Below are 22,178 nucleotides of genomic sequence, written 5' to 3'. Positions count from 1 at the left end.
TTTGTATTCCCGCAATTACTTCCATTATAAAAAAGACTTTCACAATGCCAGTGATTATTTACAAATAGATTTACTCCTTTTGTAGTTTTATAGAGTTACCCCATTTAACGAACTACACAAAGTATATTTTTAGAATTTTGTATTGATCTATCTTCAAGGAAACTTTTTCTTTTAAATAGGAGCTTTAATTTTTAAACGAGAAAAGTTTACTTATTCTTGAGTTTATCAAAAAAGCATTTTGGATTTTAAAGGTATCGTTTTATAGTGAGAATGGAGATTTTTTCTTTTCTCTAAAATCATCCATTAGTGTCATTTTGATAATCCAGAGTATTTTTGATTACTATAAGCCTATTTTTTCTAGTTTAATAGAAAAATAGAATCTGAATTATAGGGGTAAGTGTTTGTATTTCATTTGTTTATGCTAAAAATGAGCTTCCTAGAATTGAAAAAAAATAAATAAGTGGAGATCGGTACGGAAATATTGCAAGGATTCTCTTTTTAGAGAAGATTGTAAAGGATGATTAGAAAAAAATAGCAATATACATTGGTAAAGTATGAGTTGATCCCTTCCTTTTATTGCTTTTGCAACTATCAATATTTACTTTTGTGTATTTATGTGGTTACAAATGTATTGTATTTTTATGTGAATGAATTCCAAATGTAATTAAAAGATAGTATTTACAATAATATATTTATGCATTTACAAAAATAATACCCTATATACAAATGTAGTTTTTCAGGCATTAACAAATACTTTTATCTCTATTATCTTATTATAAATCAAGATTATATAGTTTATTATATCAATTTGTGCTATAAGAGCCTTCTCTATGTGGTATGTATATTTGTGAATGTCTCTATTTGAGTTTCATTTGTATTATATATATGGTTGTATATCTGTGTTTTATGATATATAATTAAACTAAAGATATATGCTTATAATAACTCGTTTTATTCTATATGCAAGCGTAATATTCGATTTGTATAATGTGATATATTTTTGTAATATTAATATTTTTATATTTGTAATTTGCTTTTGTGAATCTAATTATTTACCTTTGTATAATCAATGAGATAGTGCGTATTTTTGTGAAATAGGTACATAACACATACAATTGTAATAAAAAGAAGGTAGTATGGAAATAAAAGACAGAATCAGAATGATAATGGAAAGAGAAAAAGTTCCTCCTAGAGTTTTTGCTGAAACAATTGGAGTGCAACAATCTACTCTCTCTCATATTTTAAATGATCGGAATAAACCCAGCTTAGAGGTCGTTATGAAGGTTCATCAAAAGTATGACTATGTAAATCTTGAATGGTTGCTTTATGGTAAGGGCGAAATGATGGTGTCTGAAGAAGGAACTTCCTTTTCTTCTTCTAATCACGATTATCTGCCTTCTTTATTCGACGAGAATCCCGTAAATCCGTCCAAAGAACCGACTCTTCCGGAAAATCGCAAGGAAACGCCGTTAAGAAATGCCGAAAATGCCCCCAAAGAGATTGTAAAACAAGAGATTAGGTATATAGAAAAGCCTGCCAGGAAAATCACGGAAATAAGAATATTTTTCGATGATAATACCTATGAGACGTTTCGACCTGAAAAATGAAGAGTAAAATCGGTGGTTTGAGCAATTTCCTGTATCTTTGCACCCGGAATACGAATTTATACTTTTATATCCATACATGAAGAAATTTATTTTAGATCTGACAGTGACCGAGAATATCAGATTGAATGCAAACTATGTATTGCTAAAATTGACCTCTCAGTCATTACTGCCCGAAATGTTACCTGGGCAGTTTGCCGAACTCCGGGTGGACGGTTCGCCTACTACATTCTTACGGCGTCCCATTTCTATTAATTTTGTAGATAAACAGCGAAATGAGGTCTGGTTTCTGATCCAGCTGGTTGGTGATGGAACAAGACGTTTGGCAGAGGTTAATCCCGGTGAAACAATAAATGTAGTGCTTCCACTGGGAAATGCATATACAATGCCTCTGGAGGCTTCTGATAAGCTCTTATTAGTTGGTGGAGGTGTCGGAACAGCCCCTATGCTTTATTTAGGTGAGCAGTTGGCTAAAAAAGGCCATAAACCTACGTTCCTGTTAGGTGCCCGTAGCGACAAAGATCTGTTGCAGCTGGAAGAGTTTGCCAAATATGGAGAGGTATATACCACCACGGAAGATGGTAGCCATGGAGAAAAAGGATATGTTACCCAACATTCTATATTAAATAAGGTACGATTTGAGCAGATTTACACTTGTGGTCCCAAACCGATGATGGTGGCTGTGGCAAAATATGCCAAAAGTAATCAGATAGAATGTGAAGTATCTTTGGAAAATACAATGGCTTGTGGTATCGGAGCATGCTTATGTTGTGTGGAAAATACGACAGAAGGTCATTTGTGTGTATGTAAAGAAGGTCCTGTTTTTAATATAAATAAACTACTATGGCAGATTTAAGTGTAAACATTGGTGAATTACAAATGAAAAACCCGGTGATGACAGCATCTGGTACATTTGGATATGGTGAAGAGTTCTCCGACTTCATTGATATAGCGCGAATAGGTGGTATTATTGTAAAAGGAACTACTCTTCACAAACGTGAAGGAAACCCTTATCCGCGTATGGCAGAGACTCCTTCTGGGATGTTAAACGCTGTAGGACTGCAAAATAAGGGTGTTGATTACTTTGTGGAGCATATATATCCCCGTATAAAAGACATCCAAACGAATATGATTGTAAACGTTTCGGGATCTGCCATCGAAGATTATGTAAAAACAGCTGAAATCATTAATGAACTTGACAAAATTCCTGCTATAGAGCTAAACATCTCTTGCCCTAATGTAAAGCAAGGTGGTATGGCTTTTGGTGTGTCAGCAAAAGGGGCATCAGAAGTAGTAAAAGCAGTGCGTTCAGCTTACAAAAAGACACTTATCGTAAAACTCTCCCCGAACGTTACGGACATCACTGAAATAGCTCGTGCAGCAGAAGAAAGTGGTGCGGATAGCGTGTCATTAATCAATACATTGCTGGGTATGGCGATTGATGCGGAACGTAAACGCCCTATTTTGTCAACTATAACAGGCGGAATGTCGGGAGCAGCCGTAAAACCTATCGCATTACGTATGGTATGGCAAGTTGCCAAGGTGATAAATATTCCTGTCATTGGATTGGGAGGTATTATGGACTGGAAAGATGCTGTTGAATTCATGCTTGCAGGTGCGACGGCCATCCAAATTGGTACGGCAAATTTCATAGATCCTGCTGTGACTATTAAAGTGGAAGATGGTATAAATAATTACCTGGAAAGACACGGATGTAAGTCTGTAAAGGAAATAATTGGTGCGCTTGAGGTATAATTGAAAACATACAATAACCCTTCGCATTAAGTCTGCAAGAAAAATGCTATTTCTCTTTTAAATAAAGAAAGGATAAACAGGCAGGTAGTGGCAGATGAAAAAGAAGTTCGTGTTTAGAGGAATTGTCTACGGACAGAATCTTTAGATTGAAGATAAAATAAAAACGACGGTGAGGATTTACGTAATCTTCACCGTCGTTTTTATTTACACTTTATTTTACTCCCCTAATAGGTCGGGACGAAGTTTTCTGGTGCGTTCCAGGGACTGTTGCAGTTCCCATTCTTTGATCTTTGCTTCATGCCCGGATAATAGAATATCGGGAACTTTCCAGCCTTTATAATCAGCAGGTCGTGTATATACAGGTGCTGCCAGCAAATTATCCTGGAAAGAATCGGAAAGTGCGGATTGTTCATCGGAGATGACTCCGGGAATGATACGTACGATAGCATCTGCCATCACTGCTGCCGCTAGTTCTCCTCCTGTTAATACATAATCGCCGATACTGATTTCTTTAGTAATCAGATGTTCGCGAATACGGTAATCGATGCCTTTAAAGTGTCCGCAAAGAATAATGAGATTCTGTGCCAGAGAGAGAGTGTTGGCCATCGGTTGGTTGAATTGTTCTCCGTCAGGGGTCGTGAAGATAACTTCATCGTAGTCACGTTCTGCCTTTAGAGCATTGATGCAGCGTTCGATAGGTTCTATTTTCATCACCATTCCGGCAAATCCTCCAAAAGGATAATCATCGACACGACGATATTTATCTTCGGTGTAATCACGTAAATTGTGAATGTGTATTTCTGCAAGTCCTTTATCTTGAGCTCGTTTCATGATAGAACAATTGAAGAAACCTTCAATCATTTCGGGTAAAACTGTTATAATATCAATGCGCATAATCTTTTAATTTTTCGCAAAAGTACAAATATTCAAAGATAAACATGTATTTTTGCCTTAAACAATCGAAGAAATATGGATATAAAAGAAAAAATAGAGGAATTGCGTGCCGAACTTCATCGGCATAATTATAATTATTATGTGTTGAATGCTCCTGAAATCTCGGATAAAGAGTTTGACGATAAGATGCGTGAACTTCAGGATCTGGAACAAGCACATCCGGAATATAAAGATGAAAATTCACCCACTATGCGCGTGGGGAGCGACTTGAACAAGAATTTTACGCAAGTGGCTCATAAATATCCTATGCTGTCATTGGCAAATACATATTCGGAAGCGGAAGTGACGGACTTCTACGATCGTGTCCGTAAAGCGCTAAATGAGGATTTCGAGATTTGTTGTGAAATGAAATATGACGGTACTTCTATTTCGTTGACCTATGAAAATGGGAAGTTGGTTCGTGCCGTCACCCGTGGAGATGGAGAAAAAGGCGATGATGTGACGGATAATGTGAAAACAATCCGTTCTATCCCGCTTGTATTACATGGTGATAATTATCCCGCTTCTTTTGAGATACGTGGGGAAATTCTTATGCCATGGGAAGTGTTTGAAGAGTTGAATCGGGAAAAAGAGGCACGTGAAGAACCGCTTTTTGCCAATCCAAGAAATGCGGCGTCCGGTACATTGAAGTTGCAAAATTCTTCTATTGTAGCTTCTCGCAAGCTGGATGCTTATTTATATTATTTATTGGGAGATAATCTGCCTTGTGACGGACATTATGAAAATCTTCAGGAAGCGGCAAAATGGGGCTTTAAAATCTCTGATTTGACGCGTAAGTGCCAGACATTGGAGGAGGTCTTTGAATTTATCAACTATTGGGATGTAGAACGTAAAAATCTACCGGTTGCCACAGACGGGATTGTTTTAAAGGTGAACAGTTTGAGACAACAGAAAAATTTGGGTTTTACGGCTAAGTCTCCTCGATGGGCTATTGCCTATAAATTCCAGGCAGAACGTGCATTGACCCGATTGAATAAGGTGACCTATCAGGTAGGAAGAACCGGAGCAGTCACTCCGGTAGCTAATCTGGACCCTGTACAGCTTTCGGGAACTGTCGTAAAACGTGCATCCTTACATAATGCGGATATCATCGAAGGACTTGATTTGCATATCGGAGACATGGTTTATGTGGAAAAAGGTGGTGAAATTATTCCTAAGATTACGGGAGTAGATAAAGATGCACGTAGTTTTATGCTTGGGGAGAAGGTTCGATTCATCGTCAATTGTCCCGAATGTGGTAGTAAATTAGTCAGGTATGAAGGGGAAGCCGCTCATTATTGCCCTAATGAAACAGCGTGTCCTCCTCAAATCAAAGGCAAAATCGAGCATTTTATTAGTCGAAAGGCTATGAATATTGATGGATTGGGACCGGAAACCGTGGATATGTTTTATCGTTTGAGATTAATTAAAAATACGGCTGACTTATATAAACTCACAGCTGATGATATCAAAGGTTTGGATCGTATGGGAGAAAAATCGGCGGAGAACATTATAACGGGGATTGCACAAAGCAAAACCGTTCCTTTCGAACGTGTTATTTTTGCTTTGGGAATTCGTTTTGTTGGTGAGACTGTGGCCAAAAAGATAGCAAAATCGTTTGAGAATATAGATGATCTGCAACAGGCAGATCTTGAAAAATTGGTAAGTATCGATGAAATCGGAGAAAAAATAGCCCAGAGTATACTTGCATATTTTGCGAATGAGTCTAATCGTGAGTTAGTTGCCAAGCTAAAAGAGGCCGGACTGCAGCTTTATCGCACCGAAGAAGATTTAAGCGGATATACGGATAAGTTAGCGGGACAGTCTATCGTTATCAGCGGTGTGTTTGTTCATCATTCACGTGACGAATATAAAGAGCTTATCGAGAAAAACGGAGGGAAAAATGTAGGAAGCATTTCTGCGAAAACAAGTTTTATACTGGCTGGGGACAATATGGGACCTGCAAAGCTTGAAAAAGCAAAAAAACTTGGAATAACCATATTAAGCGAAGACGAATTTCTGAAACTTATATCGTAAGATAAGAAAAATATTCGTACTTTTGCGGCTAAATAAATTAGAGATTATAATTAAAACTCATGATACAGACTAAATTGAAAGGAATGGGGGTAGCACTGATTACTCCTTTCAAAGAGGATGAGAGCGTTGACTATGACGCGTTGATGCGTATGGTGGACTATCTATTACAGAATAATGCGGATTTCTTGTGTGTGCTGGGGACTACAGCTGAAACACCGACTCTGACCGAGGAAGAAAAGAAAACTATAAAAAAGATGGTAATTGACCGCGTTAACGGAAGAATTCCTATTCTGTTGGGTGTAGGTGGTAATAATACTCGTGCTATTGTAGAAACATTGAAAAATGATGATTTCACAGGAGTTGATGCCATATTGTCTGTTGTGCCGTATTATAATAAACCTTCTCAAGAAGGTATTTATCAGCATTATAAAGCGATTGCGGAAGCTACGGAGCTCCCCATCGTATTGTATAATGTTCCGGGACGTACGGGGGTAAATATGACTGCTGAAACTACTTTGCGGATTGCCCGTGATTTTAAGAATGTAGTTGCTATCAAAGAAGCATCCGGCAATATTACGCAAATGGATGATATTATTAAAAATAAACCGGAAAATTTCAATGTAATCTCCGGAGATGATGGTATAACCTTTCCGCTTATTACATTGGGAGCCGTTGGTGTGATTTCAGTAATCGGTAATGCTTTTCCTCGTGAATTTAGCCGTATGACGCGCCTGGCGCTTCAAGGAGACTTTGCCAATGCATTAACCATTCACCATCGATTCACGGAATTATTCAATTTATTGTTTGTTGATGGAAATCCGGCAGGAGTAAAATCAATGTTGAATGCCATGGGTATGATCGAGAATAAACTTCGGTTGCCACTAGTTCCTACTCGCATTACCACATTTGAGGCAATACGCAAGGTTTTGAATGAGTTGAATATTAAATGCTGATGCTTCTTCAGCGAGGAATTCATAATAAACATCTAAGTGTTTTAAATAAATATCCCAATGATTGAATTCAATCATTGGGATATTTATTTAAAATCAGCCTATGATTTATTTTAAAACGGTCGCTGTCTATTATGAAAGGGGTATATTTCTTATTAATTACGTTTTTCGATACAGGTTTTTCACTTTTCTAAAGCATAGCTTTAGGAAACGGAAAGCTACGCTTTAGCCTATCTAAAGCATAGCTATTTGAGGGCTTGATAAGAAATTCTATTAGCTATTGACATATTGTAAGCGTCTCCGCGATTCTATATAGTGTATTAAAATAAAAAGGCTAATGATCCCTTTTTAGTCATTAGTCTTTTTCCATCTGTCAGGAAGCAGTTCCCTGTATTTTTCAATTGGTGTGTTCGGTTGCCATTCGGCTGTTCTGTTTATCACATCCGTGAGATACTCAAATAAATTCACTTTATGCATCCTACAAGTGAGTGCTATCGTATAGAGTATGGTACCTCGTTCGGCCCCCTTATGGCTGCCGAAGAACAATGAGTTTTTTCTTGATAAGGATATGTACCGGTTCATCCGTTCAACCATATTGTTGTCCAGATAAGTGTCACCATAATTAAAGATGTCCACCACTGCATTCCACTCATTGCGAAGATAGGTAATGGCTTCCTGCAGTTCGCTCTTAGGTAATAAATCCCCCCGTTCTTCTATTTCATCAAGCACATCTTTTATTTCTCCGAGTATGTCCGGTGCATACTTTTTTCGATGCATAAGATTCTGTTCTACCGTCCATCCCTCAACCCCAATTTTATGCTTATGCTCGTTTTGATAAAGTGCGTTTATCAGCTCCACGATTCTTTTTGCATCCGGGTCCTTCTCACCGCAATCTATAAATTTCCGTTTTATATGTTGCAAGCACGGGATGCGTGTGATATTGGGATAAGCATCGCTTTCGAGCTTCCGGTAAGGTGAGTAACCATCGCTTTGTATGATACCTTTGCAACTGCCTAATTCGTTAAGAATAACTCTTTCAGACCGGGAGCCGTCATCATAGAGCAGGTATATCATCCTGGTGTTTATGCCGACAACCACCCAAAGGTATCCCTTCCTGACTCCTTTTCCCTTGCTGTTCTTTTCCGGGACGAGTATTTTGTAATAGGTTTCATCGGCTGCCTTATAAGGATCACTCAAAGCTGTCTGCCGGATGCACTTATAAAGATTTTCGAAGAGGCTTGAGGCTTTTTCTATCAACTTATGAGCCGTAGGTTTCTTCAGCGTAAAGCCATAACCCTCGAAGTAGTTGATGATTCTTTCAACAGGTAGCGATTGTATATAACGTAATTCCATCAATCCGGCAATAAATGAACCGTCATAGCTGGAATTCAAGAAGGCCGAAGCCGGTGTTTTTCCCTCAAACAGGCGACCTTCTTGCGTATAGGTGTGTATCTTGTAGACATGCTTGATGAAGCGCATGGGTATACATTCATAGCGGACGCATATTCTGGGAACAGTGGTAAACAACCGGGCCTTATTGATGTCAAAATCGGGATCATCGGGATAAACGACATGTTCTTCTTCCTCCATCTCATAATGCATGTCACGTTTGGCCCCATTGTTCTTTCTTGCTTTACGCTTATCTGCTTTTTCCGCTTCTATCTTCTGCTGCTCTTCTTCGGATATGGCAGATTGGGGAGCCTGTTGTTGTTCGGATGTGTTGGATACAAGTTTGGCGAGTCCCTTAGTAAGGCGCTGTTGCTTGCTAAGAGATTCGCCTTTTTGAAGGAGTGCCTCTTTAAGGGAAGAAACCTCCTTTATCAAAGCATCTATTTGGTCCAAGAGTCTGTTGTTGTCATCTCGTAATCCCTTGATTTGTTCCTTCAATAACTCTATGATCTCATCCTTTTTCATGGCATAAAGATATAAAAAATCAACGAATTGGCCAAATAAACCGGATGATATCTTTAGCACAAATAACTAATAATCAGAATGTTGAATTAGATCCTAAAACGCTTTCTCAACCGTACAGACTTTAATGACACTCCATTTAAGATAAAAGACAAAACCTGATAAGAAATCTCGTAATTGCCTGTATTGGGGTTAAATGTCGGTAACTCAAAACTTCCACCTTCGAGGCGCTTGTAGTACAGAAGAAAGCCATCGCCATCCCAACGCAGTATTTTTACACTTTGTCGGTTTTTACCAAAGAATAAAAAGATATCTCCGGAAACGGGAGACAAGTCCTTCATTTCCGATCGTATAATTTTGAATAAACCGTCAATGCCAAGGTTCATACGAACAAAGCCCTGGTACAGATAGTAGCGATTGGCTGATGTTAGAGAATACATAGATCTCCCTCCGTTCTTTCGTAATCGCGCAACATTTTAATCACACCACCGGGTGTGGTCCGTTTGACCGAAATGGTGGTTCCACTGTTAAAGGTGATTGTGATCCCGGCAAGACTAAACTCTTCTTCCGACAACATGGCGGGTGCTATTTGAGTGAATGAAGGAGAGGAAGTTGTCGGTTGGGAGGGTTCAACGCCGCCATAATAATCACGGACCACATCTGCCTTGGCTTGTTTAACGCTATAGCCCCGTCTGGACATCCAGGAACTCATACCACCAAAAATGTTTCCAAGTTTTTCCAAATCGATTTTCTGCTAAATCCATAATGCTTCATTTTTATAAGTCGTTTACGGGTGAAGGGCAACTCTTACACAGCCTTTTTCACCTGTTTGGAAATGTAAGCGTCTCCGCGATTCTATCTTGTCGCCCTTTTTTCATTCTTATATTTTTGCTATGTATATATAGGGAGCCCGGAAGAAAGGTGAAGGTGAAGAGGGAATTGAAAATAAAAGATATGAGGGGATGTATCGCTTGTTTATAATGACTGACTTTTGAATCTTTTTAGTTTAGTTATAGCTAATTTCTTCGATGAAATGGGAGAAAATAAAAATCCTCCGCATCAAATGCAGAGGATTTTGTGATCGCGACAGGATTCAAACCTGTAACCGGCTGATCCGTAGTCAGCTACTCTATTCAGTTGAGCTACGCGACCTCAAATAATATAACTTGTAAATTTTTCAGTGACCGCGACAGGATTCAAACCTGTAACCGGCTGATCCGTAGTCAGCTACTCTATTCAGTTGAGCTACGCGGCCATTCTGTTAATTCAAAAAAGTGATCGCGACAGGATTCAAACCTGTAACCGGCTGATCCGTAGTCAGCTACTCTATTCAGTTGAGCTACGCGACCCTTATTTTGTTTTAACGGGTGCAAAGATACGGACTTTTCCCGAATTAGCAAGCTTTTCACCGACTTTTTTTGTAGAAAATTATTCTATGAACCGATAATTGAATAGTTGTAAACCTATACTTAGTCCGACATTCCACTCCCTTTTCGGTGAGCTATAATGATTTACATATGCAGAGATATCTCCAAAAGGCAATTGACATACAACAGAAATTTCTCCTAAATATTCAAACTTGGAGAAAGCTTTTCCGTAATATGCTTTATTCAACGAGTTTTTTTCGATTGGATAAATAGGCATAAAACCATAAAATTCTCCCCGAAGATGGAACATCTGGCTTAAACGGTAAATAGGCCGAATGCCGGCTCCGACAAATTGATTGGCACGAAAGGCTTCGTTGTAAGTCAATTTGCTATGTAATGTAGGAGAAAACTCTCCAGCTTGCATCATTGTGGCCGTATAGTTCTCGGAGAAGTTTTTGGAGGCATACAGGGCTTTCAAATACCATCCTAAAACCCAATGTTCACTCATATTATGATATTTCTCTTTCATATAAGATAATTGCAGCCAGGAGTGATGATCTTTGTTGTTACTGGTCGTACTTCCTTCGCCCGGATAGAATCGTTCTTTTCCAACGAAAATCTGGGCTACAAGGGCTTCTCTGTATCCACGTGTAGGATATTGTTTGGAATTAAGAGTACTTCCATTAAAACTAATTGATCCACCAAATAAATCATAGCGGCTTTTATCAAATTTGTCATTTCCGAAGTCAATGACACTTTTTTGAAAATATTTATCCTCTATTCTTGCAATTCCTACTCCAAACTCTGCTCGCTTGCTCGAAAGGAAAGGTAATCCAACCTGTAATTTCAAGAAACGTTCGTCTTTCTGGTTAAAGGCCGGTTTGTTATTTCGCGAAAAAAGTTTGTCCTTCTTAAAATAGTCGAAAGTACTGATCGAACCTATAAGACGATACGAGGTAGGAATGGCAGTGGCAAAGTCTATTTTTGCCATAAATTGCACGTTGTTATATACCTTTCCAAGTTGCCCGTCAAGAATAAACTCTTTGGCATAGTAGTTTAAGTCCTGATAACTAAGTCCCAGGTAGATCTGATTCGAATTGGAGGTGGATATGTTACCTCCCAGCCGTACAGCAAAGTTGTTTTCCAGTTTGACTTTTAAATGCAGATCATAGGTGTCATCTTCCGGATTATAAATTGCATGCGGTATGATTTCTGAAATCATTTTATCTGATAGCAATCGAAAATAACCTTGCTTTAAATCTTCATAGGTGAATTCTTTGTTATCCGACTTATGAAATTCTTTCTTCATATATGCCTGTTGTTGTGGATTAGCTCCATCAATGATGATATTTTTAAAACGTAGTTCCGGGAAATTACTACGGTATACCATTCTCCTTAAACGAATATTGTCCAGATTCACACGCCGATGGATACGGCTTTTGATAGAATCCATCATGCTGATGGTTCGATTATATCCTATATCATGTAATTCGTCGATGCGTTGAAAATCCATCAGATTGACGTTGTCATATTTGAACGTCATTAAAATCCCCATAGAGTCCGGAATAGAATAGTCGGTTTTCTGCATCACCATATTCTCAATTTGACTCATGAGGTCATTTTCCTTGGGTTTAGTGGGATTGGTGGATACAACGCTTCCTATAATGACATCCGGATGAAAATCATCTCTCATGACGTCCGTGGGAAAGTTATTATAGATACCTCCATCGTAGGCCAGTACATTGTCTATTTCAATGGGTTTAAACATGAAAGGGAAGCTCATGGAAGCTCTGACGGCATCTCCTAAATCTCCTTCCTTCATGACTAACTGTTTTTTATTGTACACATCGGACGCAATGCAACGGAAAGGAACAAAAAGTTTATCAAAATCTCCCTTACAAGCGGCCGTAGCACGTGCATATAGGTCAACAAACACGAGATTCATTTGAATCGGGTTGACAACACTGGTAGGCAGGAATTGAGGTTTTAAACTCTTCAGTGAATCTTTGAATGAAAAACGAATATTGAAAAATTCGGGAGTGGGAAGATTCTTTTTGAAATGATATACGTATTTCTCTTCCACTTCTCCGGAATACCATCGTTTAAAGTCCTCCGATTTGAGCAGTTCTACCATGTCGTCAGGAGAGTATCCCATGGCATACAAGGAGCCGATAATGGCTCCCATGGAAGTACCAGCAATGTAGTCAATAGGGATGTTGTTTTCTTCCAATGCGCGAATGATGCCGATGTGAGTCATTCCTTTGGCGCCACCACCGCTTAATACAAGTCCTACTTTTTGGGCATGGATAGCCGGGATAATCAGCCATAAAGTAATGAACACTAAAAAAATCTTTCTCATAACCCAAATCAAACAATTGAATTTTTTGTCTATTAAGTGTTCAAATATATACAATACTTTTCAATTAATCGATATTTTGCCGATCGTTTTAAATTGAAAAAGAGCATTACAACGTGTATTTAACGTTGAATGCTCTTTCTTGAAGTATGTGTAATGTTTAAAGGGGCGATATTAAATCAGCTCAATGCTACGTTTTACGAAGTTATTCAAAGCTTCACCTCTTAACATATTGTTTTGAAGTAAGGCCAGATCGATAAGCTGGCGGATAACTTTGTTATTGCTTGCATAGCCGATAAAGATAGCTTCTTTCTTGCTTTTCAGATCATCCCACTTCTTGTCGAGATCGTTTAATTCATCTTTTTCAGCTGTCGGGATGTCTTCTTCCTTTTTATCCTTCTGTTTGTCTTTCAACTCATTACGTTGTTTGTTGACGTTATCCATTTCGGAGAGTATCGGAGCTACTTCTGCTTGACAGGCATTCTCTTCTTCATTCAATACTTGTTTTATCAACTTGTGGTCTGAATTCAGGATCAGATTGAACATGTCAGGCATTTCGCCGTAGAAGCTCATTCCGGCTTGAATATTTGCCATTTCTTTCATACGACGCATATATTCGCTTTGAGTAATCATGACCGGAGCCGAATTTTCTCCCAACGCTTGCGTCATCACATTGAATTCAACCTTATCCATTTTAGGCAATTGGCTCTTGAAGGCTGTTGTGATTGCATCTTGTTTGTTGGCTTCCAGAGTTTCACCTTTCTTGTCTTCTTTTACAATCAGATTGTCAACAACATCACTGTCTACACGCGTGAAACGGGATTTCTCAAGCTTTTGCTCCAACATACTTACCATAGCTACATCTAACTGGCCATCCATGAGCAAGACATTGTAACCTTTATTGGTTGCAGCTTCAATATAGCTGTATTGTTCGTCCTTGTTATTTGCATACAGATAGATTAGATTTCCATCTTTGTCTGTCTGGTTATCTTTAATAAGGGTCTGATATTCCTCGAATGTGTAATGTTTGTCATTTGTATCGGTGAAAAGGGCGAATTTTTGCGCTTTATCATAGAAATCCTCTTGTGTGAGCATTCCATAATTGATAAATATTTTCAAGTCGTTCCACTTTTCTTCAAACTGCTTACGATCATTCTTGAATATAGACTGCAAACGGTCGGAAACTTTCTTAGTGATATAAGTTGAAATCTTCTTCACGTTTGAGTCGCTTTGCAAGTATGAACGGGAAACGTTCAACGGAATATCCGGAGAATCTATTACTCCATGTAACAAAGTCAGGAAGTCCGGCACAATGCCTTCAACAGAGTCTGTTACATATACTTGATTGCAATATAACTGAATCTTGTTCTTATTTAATTCAATATTGCTCTTTACCTTCGGGAAGTAGAGGATACCAGTCAGATGGAATGGATAATCCACATTCAGGTGAATCCAGAAGAGTGGTTCATCAGACATCGGATATAGCTTGCTATAGAATGATTTGTAATCTTCATCCGAAAGTTCGCTAGGCTTGCGTGTCCACAAAGGAGTGGTATCATTGATTATATTATCTTCAGCCGTTTCTACCTGTTTGCCATCTTTCCATTCTTTCTTTTTTCCAAATGCAATAGGAACAGGAAGGAAGCTGCAATATTTCTTCAGAAGTTCGGAGATACGTGCTTCTTCGAGGAATTCTTTGCAGTCGTCATCAATGTATAAGATGATATCTGATCCACGGTCGGCTTTTTCTATTTCTTCAATAGTGAATTCAGGGCTGCCATCACAAGTCCATTTTACGGCTTTTGCATCGTCTCTGTATGATTTAGTGATAATCTCCACTTTCTTTGCAACCATAAAGGCAGAGTAGAAGCCAAGTCCGAAATGTCCGATAATGGCATTTGCGTCGTTCTTATACTTCTCCAGGAAGTCATTAGCTCCAGAGAAAGCTATTTGATTGATGTACTTCTCTATTTCTTCTGCAGTCAAACCGATACCACGGTCAGAAATGGTAATAGTATCTTTGCCTAATTCAACGTGAACAGTTAAGTCACCCAGTTCACCTTTGAATTCGCCAATAGAAGCAAGCGTATTCAGCTTCTGAGTGGCATCTACCGCATTGGATACTAACTCGCGCAGAAAAATCTCATGGTCACTGTACAAAAACTTTTTAATGATAGGGAAAATGTTTTCTGTTGTAACCCCAATATTACCTTTTTGCATAATACGTATATTTTTTTAGTTTATCTATTGATTAATTTTAATTGATATTTGTCCATATAGAGACAAAAAAAATGCCAGACCCGAAGGTCTGACATTATGGCATATTAAATTATTTTCTTATTCAGGAAATAACTCTATTCCGGAGAAACAACTTTCATCTCCAATTCGCCTTTTTCTTCATTAAGGGTTACTTGAATAGTATCTCCCTCTTTTAAAGACGAGGAAATGATGAGCTCGGATAAACCATCCTCCAGATAGGTTTGAATTGCGCGCTTCAAAGGACGGGCGCCATATTGTACGTCATATCCCTTGCTAGCGATGAATTCTTTCGCCTTATCTTCAATAACAAGCTTGTAACCAATAGATTCTATTCTATCGTACAATCCTTTTAGCTCTATGTCTATAATCTTTGTTATCGCTTCCAGAGAAAGTTGATCAAACGTGATAATCTCATCTACACGATTGATGAATTCAGGCGCGAATGATTTATTTAGAGCTTTTTGTATTACACTTCGCGAGAATTCTTTATCATCCAGGCGGCTTTGTGTCGCAAAACCAACACCACGTCCAAATTCTTTCAGCTGGCGGGTTCCGATATTGGAAGTCATGATAATAACGGTATTTTTGAAATCTACCATTCTGCCATAACTGTCAGTCAGACGACCCTCATCCATTACCTGAAGCAGGATATTGAATACATCCGGATGTGCTTTTTCTATTTCATCAAGCAATACAATAGAGTATGGTTTACGGCGCACTTTTTCTGTCAGCTGGCCACCTTCTTCATATCCTACGTATCCCGGAGGTGCTCCAACCAAGCGTGAAACAGTGAACTTTTCCATATATTCACTCATATCGATACGAATCAGTGCATCGGCAGAACCGAACATATACTTGGCCAACTCTTTTGCTAAGTGAGTTTTACCAACTCCTGTCGGACCTAAGAACATAAACGTGCCAATGGGCTTATTAGGATCTTTGAGTCCTACACGGCTTCGCAAAATAGCTTTGACCAGCTTTTCTATTGCTGTGTCTTGTGCGATGACTTTAGCTTGCAAATCTTCTTTCATACCTGCTAGCTTGATGCCTTCGGCCTGTGCCATTCGTTGTACTGGAATGCCTGACATCATTGAGATAACATTAGCAATTTCTTCTGCATCAACAGTTTGCCTGTTTTCTTTTAGATTGGCTTCCCATTCTTTTTTCATCTCATCCAATTGGATAGAAAGTTCTTTCTCCTTATCACGGAAGCTGGCTGCAAGTTCAAAATTCTGCGATTTTACGGCTTCATTTTTCTTGTTTTTAGCTTCTTCGATCAGCTTTTCCTGTTCTTCTATCTCTTTGGGTACATTGACATTAGTAAGATGTACACGTGAGCCGGCTTCATCTAAAGCATCAATGGCTTTATCAGGGAAATTACGATCTGTGATATAGTGGTCTGTCAGCTTGACACATGCTTCCAATGCTTCATCCGTATAATACACATTGTGATGATCTTCATACTTATCCTTGATATTACGCAAAATCTGCAGAGTTTCGGCAGCAGTAGTCGGTTCTACGATTACTTTTTGGAAACGACGTTCCAATGCGCCATCTTTCTCAATATTCTTACGATATTCATCAAGAGTGGTGGCACCGATACATTGTATTTCTCCTCTTGCCAATGCTGGCTTTAGCATATTGGCGGCATCCATAGAGCCTGCTGCAGAGCCTGCGCCTACAATCGTGTGAATTTCATCAATGAATAATATAACATTCGGATTCTTCTGCAATTCATTGAGAATGGAACGGATACGTTCTTCAAATTGTCCACGGTACTTTGTTCCTGCCACAACAGCAGTCATGTCAAGAGCAACGACTCGTTTATCAAACAGGATACGCGAAACCTTTTTCTGAATGATTCTCAATGCAAGACCTTCAACAATCGCTGATTTTCCTACACCGGGTTCACCAATCAGAATTGGGTTATTCTTTTTGCGTCGACTTAATATCTGCGCTAAACGTTCGATTTCTCTTTCTCTGCCCACGACAGGATCCAACCGTCCTTCTTCTGCCGCTTTTGTCATGTCAGTACCAAAATTGTCAAGTACCGGCGTATCATTAGACGGCTTCTTGGAAGCGGTTTGTGCCTGCTGGCGTTCATCCGAGCCACCTCTGCCGGAACGAGGAGAAGACATTTCTTCGTCATCCTCATCGTCTTCCGAAAAGCCCATGCCGGAATTGATATCCGGCTGCAATGTAGCTTGCTCCAGTACTTTCACGTAGTTTATATCGTTTGCTTCAAGTACGGAAGCCGCCATATTGTTTTTTTCTCTTAAAATAGCCAATAATACATGTTCTGTATCAGCGATGTTACTTTTCATTCCACGAGCTTCTAAAATACACATTTTTAATATCTTTGCCGCATCATTAGATAACGGCACCTCTACATCAGGCAATAACATTTCATCAGCTTCTGCCTTCAGCTGAGCTTCAATCTGTTGCTTTATAGCAGCCAGATTGGTGTTGAGTTTAGACAATATCTCGATAGCTTTTCCTTCACCGTCACGGAGTATTCCCAGAAGCAGGTGTTCGGGACCTATATACCTACTTCTCAACCGATTCGCTTCTTCCTTACTATAGACGATAATGTCGGAAACTCTTTGTGAGAATTGATTATTCATACTTTTTTCCTTTTCTTCTAAGGGTTATTCACTGGCAAATATACGCATTTAATCAAGTTTGTATTGCAATATTTGCTTTATTTCTTATATCTACAAATGGCGTGCCATAAAAACTGTGTATTTGTATTATATATATAAGGTATAACAAATAATAGGCTCTTTTTTACCGATGTTATTTATCTTTCCATATTATATTTATCGTTTTTATCTTTTTATTTTCGTATTTTAAAGTTTGGCGGGTTATCGTCTCGGTCATGATAAAACTTTCTTTCTAAAAACTTTCGTATATCGGGGAAAAGTAGTACTTTAGCGTGGTTTTTCACAAACCGTAGAATGTATAATTAATAATCATTTTAAATGCTTGAACAAGACAGAATTATAAAGATTAACATCGAGGAGGAAATGAAGTCATCGTACATTGACTACTCCATGTCGGTCATCGTTTCGCGTGCCCTTCCGGATGTTAGAGATGGATTTAAGCCTGTTCACCGTAGAATTTTATACGGAATGATGGAATTAGGCAATACTTCAGACAAACCTTATAAAAAGTCAGCGAGAATCGTGGGTGAGGTACTTGGTAAGTATCATCCTCATGGGGATTCTTCTGTTTATTTTGCAATGGTACGTATGGCGCAGGAATGGGCAATGCGTTATCCTTTGGTAGATGGACAGGGAAACTTTGGTTCTGTGGATGGTGATAGCCCTGCTGCTATGCGTTATACAGAAGCTCGTCTCAATAAGTTGGGTGAAGCAATGATGGATGACCTGTATAAGGAAACCGTTGATTTTGAGCCAAACTTTGATAATACGCTGGTGGAACCTAAGGTGATGCCGACGCGTATCCCGAACCTTCTGGTGAACGGAGCATCCGGTATTGCTGTTGGTATGGCTACCAATATGCCTCCTCATAATCTTTCGGAAGTGATTGAAGCATGTGATGCATATATTGATAATCCGGAAATTACGGTAGAGGAACTGATGGAATTTGTTAAAGCACCGGATTTCCCTACTGGCGGATATATATATGGTGTGAGTGGTGTACGCGAAGCATATTTGACAGGTCGCGGACGTGTAATTATGCGTGCGAAAGCTGAAATTGAAAGCGGACAAACACATGACAAGATCGTAATAACAGAGATTCCTTATAATGTAAATAAGGCCGAACTGATTAAATATATTGCTGATCTTGTAAATGATAAGAAGATAGAAGGTATCTCAAATGCCAACGATGAGTCTGACCGTGATGGTATGCGTATTGTTATTGACATAAAACGTGATGCAAATGCAAGTGTAGTGTTGAATAAACTCTATAAAATGACAGCTTTGCAGACCTCTTTTGGCGTTAACAATGTGGCTTTGGTTCATGGACGTCCAAAAACGTTGAATCTAAGAGATTTAATTAAATATTTCATAGAGCATAGACACGAAGTTGTTATTCGTCGTACTCAGTTCGATCTTCGTAAGGCGAAAGAGCGTGCGCACATTCTTGAAGGTTTGATTATTGCTTCAGATAATATTGATGAAGTAATTCGCATCATTCGTGCTGCAAAGACTCCGAATGACGCTATAACGGGCTTAATTGAGCGATTTAACCTGACAGAAATTCAGGCTCGTGCAATTGTAGAAATGCGTTTGCGTCAGTTAACCGGTCTGATGCAGGATCAGCTTCATGCGGAATACGAAGAAATAATGAAGCAGATAGCTTATTTGGAAAGTATTCTGGCTGATGATGAAGTATGTCGTCGGGTAATGAAAGAGGAATTGTTAGAAGTCAAAGCGAAATATGGAGATGTACGTCGCTCTGAAATTGTTTATTCTTCAGAAGAATTTAATCCGGAAGACTTCTATGCAGATGATCAGATGATTATTACAATTTCTCATATGGGTTATATTAAACGTACACCGTTGACCGAATTCCGTGCACAAAATCGTGGTGGAGTAGGTTCGAAAGGTACGGAAACCCGTGATGAAGACTTTGTAGAGCATATTTATCCTGCTACCATGCACAATACCATGATGTTCTTTACACAAAAGGGTAAGTGTTATTGGCTGAAAGTATATGAAATACCTGAAGGAACGAAGAATTCTAAAGGCCGTGCTATTCAGAACTTGTTGAATATTGATTCGGATGATAATGTAACTGCATACTTGCGTGTGAAGAGTTTAGAGGATTCCGAGTTTATCAATAGCCACTATGTATTATTCTGTACTAAGAAAGGTGTAATAAAGAAGACATTGCTTGAACAGTATTCTCGTCCTCGTCAGAATGGTGTAAATGCTATAACTATCCGCGAAGATGATAGCGTAATTGAAGTTCGTATGACGAATGGAAATAATGAAATCATCATTGCAAACCGCAATGGTCGTGCAATTCGTTTCCATGAGGCAGCAGTTCGTGTAATGGGACGTACAGCAACAGGTGTACGTGGTATTACGTTGGATAATGATGGTCAGGATGAAGTAGTAGGAATGATTTGTATCAAAGATTTGGAGACAGAATCTGTAATGGTAGTTTCCGAACAAGGATATGGTAAACGTTCTGAAATTGAAGACTATCGTAAAACGAACCGTGGAGGTAAGGGTGTGAAGACCATGAATATTACCGAAAAGACAGGTAAGTTGGTAACAATCAAGTCGGTAACCGATGAAAATGACTTGATGATTATCAATAAGTCTGGTATCACTATTCGTTTGAAGGTAGCGGATGTTCGTATAATGGGCCGTGCTACTCAAGGCGTTCGTCTGATAAATCTTGAAAAACGTAACGACCAGATTGGTTCGGTATGTAAGGTTATGACAGAAAGTCTTGAAGATGAAATTCCGGCAGAAGAGGCAGAGGGTACAATCGTGAGTGATCCGAATGCTGATGCTCCTGATATTGATGATGCAGCGGACGTAAATGAAAACGAAAGCAATAACGAAATTGAGGAATAGACATAATATTAATAATTAATCAAACAACAATCATGAAAAGAGTATTATTTTCTATGGTTTTATTGATGGCTGTTAGCTTCTCATTCGCTCAGATGAAGAATGTGAAAGAAGCAAAGAGTATGGCTAATGACGTAAAACCTAATTTTAAGCAGGCTGAACAGCTTATTAAGGAGGCTATGAAGAATCCTGAAACGAAGGATCTTGCTGACACATGGGACGTTGCTGGATTTATTCAGAGACGTATCAACGAGGAGCAAATGAAAAATGCTTTTTTGAAGAAACCGTATGATACATTGAAAGTATACAATAGTATTCTGAAAATGTATGAGTACTATAATAAGTGTGATGAATTAGCGGAAATACCTAATGAAAAGGGAAAAGTTAAAAACAAATATCGGAAGGCTAATGCTTCCAGTATGTTGGCTGAACGTCCTAATTTGATTAATGGTGGTATTCAGTATTTCAACCTGGACAAGAATAAAGAAGCTTTGAAGTTCTTTGCAACCTATGTAGAGTCAGCTTCTTATCCAATGTTAGCTGATAAAGAATTGGCTAAAAACGATACTCTTCTTCCGCAAATTGCTTATTACGCAACATTAGCTGCTGATAGGGTAGGTGATAAAGATGCAATCATTAAATATGCTCCTGCAGCTTTATCTGATAAAGATGGTGGTAAATTTGCTATGCAGTTGATGGCTGATGCTTACAAGGCTAAAGGTGATACTGCTGCATGGATTAAGTCTTTGGAAGAGGGTATCCTTAAGTTCCCTGGAAATGATTATTTCTTCGCTAATTTGGTTGATTATTATAATAGCTCTAATCAAGCTTCTAAAGCTATGGAGTTTGCTGATAGAATGTTAGCTAATGATCCGAATAACAAGTTGTATTTGTATGTAAAAGCATATCTTTATCATAATATGAAAGAATATGATAATGCAATCGAATACTACAAAAAAGCTATTGCTGCTGATCCGGAATATGCAGAAGCATACTCTAATGTAGGTTTGGTATATTTGATGAAAGCACAGGATTATGCTGATAAAGCAACAACAGATATCAATGATCCTAAGTACGCTGAAGCACAAGCTGTGGTTAAGAAATTCTACGAAGAAGCTAAACCATTCTATGAAAAAGCCAGAGCTTTAAAACCCGATCAACAAGATTTATGGTTGCAAGGTCTTTACAGAGTTTACTATAACTTGAATATGGGACCTGAATTCGAAGAAATCGATAAGATGATGAAGTAAGATCGTTTTCTGAAAAAATATAAGAAGGCTATTAGAAATAGTAGTCTTCTTTTTTTTATTCAATAGTTTAAAGTAGTAATTGAAAAATCTTATATTTGATATGGACTTGAGTGGAACAGGTAAATTTCTTCATTTAAATAAAAATAGAAAAAGGAGTAAGGTCATTATATTACCCCTTTTTCTATTAAACATAATATTTAT

Annotated in this window: 13 protein-coding genes, 3 tRNA genes and 1 pseudogene; 7 read left to right on the top strand and 10 right to left on the bottom strand. The window is 38.5% G+C overall.

Features of this window, described 5'->3' with window-relative positions:
• Positions 1-1,136 precede the first annotated feature (1,136 nt).
• From NQ505_RS18285 to NQ505_RS18275, 3 genes are all read left to right on the top strand, one after another.
• Positions 1,137-1,607, top strand: a complete 471-nt coding sequence (locus NQ505_RS18285; protein WP_004295950.1) for a helix-turn-helix domain-containing protein — start codon at positions 1,137-1,139, stop codon at positions 1,605-1,607.
• Positions 1,608-1,683: 76 nt separating this feature from the next.
• Positions 1,684-2,460, top strand: a complete 777-nt coding sequence (locus NQ505_RS18280; protein ID WP_004295951.1) for a dihydroorotate dehydrogenase electron transfer subunit — start codon at positions 1,684-1,686, stop codon at positions 2,458-2,460.
• Entirely contained in the window at positions 2,448-3,359 is a 912-nt protein-coding gene (locus tag NQ505_RS18275) for a dihydroorotate dehydrogenase (protein ID WP_008998609.1), read from the top strand. Before NQ505_RS18280 ends, NQ505_RS18275 begins: the two co-directional genes overlap by 13 nt.
• A gap of 216 nt (positions 3,360-3,575) precedes the next feature.
• Here NQ505_RS18275 and trmD read toward each other — a convergent pair whose 3' ends face one another.
• Positions 3,576-4,253 carry a tRNA (guanosine(37)-N1)-methyltransferase TrmD gene (gene trmD / locus NQ505_RS18270; protein WP_004295953.1) on the bottom strand — a complete coding sequence of 226 codons (678 nt, stop codon included), beginning with the start codon at positions 4,251-4,253 and terminating at the stop codon, positions 3,576-3,578.
• A gap of 75 nt (positions 4,254-4,328) precedes the next feature.
• Between trmD and ligA the strand changes: the two genes are divergently transcribed.
• Complete coding sequence (ligA, locus tag NQ505_RS18265) at positions 4,329-6,329, top strand: NAD-dependent DNA ligase LigA (protein WP_008998608.1); 2,001 nt, start codon at positions 4,329-4,331, stop codon at positions 6,327-6,329.
• 59 nt (positions 6,330-6,388) lie between these two features.
• Complete coding sequence (gene dapA / locus NQ505_RS18260) at positions 6,389-7,282, top strand: 4-hydroxy-tetrahydrodipicolinate synthase (RefSeq protein ID WP_004303039.1); 894 nt, start codon at positions 6,389-6,391, stop codon at positions 7,280-7,282.
• A 345-nt stretch (positions 7,283-7,627) separates the two neighbouring features.
• On the opposite strand, the gene tnpC is transcribed toward dapA, so the two are convergent.
• The 9 genes and pseudogenes from tnpC to NQ505_RS18215 form a co-directional block, all read right to left on the bottom strand.
• Complete coding sequence (tnpC, locus tag NQ505_RS18255; RefSeq protein ID WP_254009005.1) at positions 7,628-9,193, bottom strand: IS66 family transposase; 1,566 nt, start codon at positions 9,191-9,193, stop codon at positions 7,628-7,630.
• Between the two features lie 86 nt (positions 9,194-9,279).
• Positions 9,280-9,630, bottom strand: a complete 351-nt coding sequence (gene tnpB / locus NQ505_RS18250; RefSeq protein WP_004296723.1) for an IS66 family insertion sequence element accessory protein TnpB — start codon at positions 9,628-9,630, stop codon at positions 9,280-9,282.
• Positions 9,618-9,954 (bottom strand): annotated as a pseudogene (locus tag NQ505_RS18245) (hypothetical protein). The gene tnpB and the pseudogene NQ505_RS18245 overlap by 13 nt, the downstream one beginning before the upstream one ends.
• A 314-nt stretch (positions 9,955-10,268) precedes the next feature.
• Positions 10,269-10,342: transfer RNA gene (locus tag NQ505_RS18240), tRNA-Arg, on the bottom strand.
• Positions 10,343-10,371: 29 nt separating this feature from the next.
• Positions 10,372-10,445 (bottom strand) — tRNA-Arg (locus NQ505_RS18235).
• Positions 10,446-10,465: 20 nt separating this feature from the next.
• Positions 10,466-10,539 (bottom strand) — tRNA-Arg (locus NQ505_RS18230).
• Positions 10,540-10,618: 79 nt separating this feature from the next.
• On the bottom strand, positions 10,619-12,916 hold the full coding sequence (locus NQ505_RS18225) for a patatin-like phospholipase family protein (protein WP_004295962.1): 2,298 nt from the start codon (positions 12,914-12,916) through the stop codon (positions 10,619-10,621).
• Between the two features lie 171 nt (positions 12,917-13,087).
• Positions 13,088-15,133: a molecular chaperone HtpG gene (gene htpG, locus NQ505_RS18220; protein ID WP_004306065.1), complete on the bottom strand. Its 2,046-nt coding sequence runs from the start codon at positions 15,131-15,133 to the stop codon at positions 13,088-13,090.
• Between the two features lie 134 nt (positions 15,134-15,267).
• Entirely contained in the window at positions 15,268-17,796 is a 2,529-nt protein-coding gene (locus NQ505_RS18215) for an ATP-dependent Clp protease ATP-binding subunit (RefSeq protein ID WP_008999640.1), read from the bottom strand.
• 357 nt (positions 17,797-18,153) lie between these two features.
• Here NQ505_RS18215 and gyrA point away from each other — a divergent pair, with 357 nt between their 5' ends.
• Together gyrA and NQ505_RS18205 are read left to right on the top strand one after the other, a co-directional pair.
• Positions 18,154-20,730 (top strand): DNA gyrase subunit A, encoded by a 2,577-nt coding sequence (gyrA, locus tag NQ505_RS18210; RefSeq protein ID WP_008999639.1) that lies wholly within the window; start codon positions 18,154-18,156, stop codon positions 20,728-20,730.
• 32 nt (positions 20,731-20,762) lie between these two features.
• Complete coding sequence (locus tag NQ505_RS18205; protein ID WP_008999638.1) at positions 20,763-21,977, top strand: tetratricopeptide repeat protein; 1,215 nt, start codon at positions 20,763-20,765, stop codon at positions 21,975-21,977.
• Positions 21,978-22,178: the final 201 nt, after the last annotated feature.

Origin of the sequence: Bacteroides sp. D2 (assembly GCF_025147085.1) — a bacterium.
In the GTDB taxonomy this organism is placed as follows: domain Bacteria; phylum Bacteroidota; class Bacteroidia; order Bacteroidales; family Bacteroidaceae; genus Bacteroides.
The sequence above is the reverse complement of the archived record's forward strand: the minus strand, read 5'-3'. Positions and strand labels throughout refer to the sequence as shown.

Bases quoted from the DNA above. Each gene is read 5' to 3' on its own strand.
- NQ505_RS18205 (WP_008999638.1), top strand. From the start codon at position 20,763: ATGAAAAGAGTATTATTTTCTATGGTTTTATTGATGGCTGTTAGCTTC.
- tnpB (WP_004296723.1), bottom strand. From the start codon at position 9,630: ATGTATTCTCTAACATCAGCCAATCGCTACTATCTGTACCAGGGCTTT.
- NQ505_RS18275 (WP_008998609.1), top strand. From the start codon at position 2,448: ATGGCAGATTTAAGTGTAAACATTGGTGAATTACAAATGAAAAACCCG.
- dapA (WP_004303039.1), top strand. From the start codon at position 6,389: ATGATACAGACTAAATTGAAAGGAATGGGGGTAGCACTGATTACTCCT.
- NQ505_RS18285 (WP_004295950.1), top strand. From the start codon at position 1,137: ATGGAAATAAAAGACAGAATCAGAATGATAATGGAAAGAGAAAAAGTT.
- gyrA (WP_008999639.1), top strand. From the start codon at position 18,154: ATGCTTGAACAAGACAGAATTATAAAGATTAACATCGAGGAGGAAATG.
- ligA (WP_008998608.1), top strand. From the start codon at position 4,329: ATGGATATAAAAGAAAAAATAGAGGAATTGCGTGCCGAACTTCATCGG.
- NQ505_RS18280 (WP_004295951.1), top strand. From the start codon at position 1,684: ATGAAGAAATTTATTTTAGATCTGACAGTGACCGAGAATATCAGATTG.
- trmD (WP_004295953.1), bottom strand. From the start codon at position 4,253: ATGCGCATTGATATTATAACAGTTTTACCCGAAATGATTGAAGGTTTC.
- NQ505_RS18215 (WP_008999640.1), bottom strand. From the start codon at position 17,796: ATGAATAATCAATTCTCACAAAGAGTTTCCGACATTATCGTCTATAGT.
- tnpC (WP_254009005.1), bottom strand. From the start codon at position 9,193: ATGAAAAAGGATGAGATCATAGAGTTATTGAAGGAACAAATCAAGGGA.
- htpG (WP_004306065.1), bottom strand. From the start codon at position 15,133: ATGCAAAAAGGTAATATTGGGGTTACAACAGAAAACATTTTCCCTATC.
- NQ505_RS18225 (WP_004295962.1), bottom strand. From the start codon at position 12,916: ATGAGAAAGATTTTTTTAGTGTTCATTACTTTATGGCTGATTATCCCG.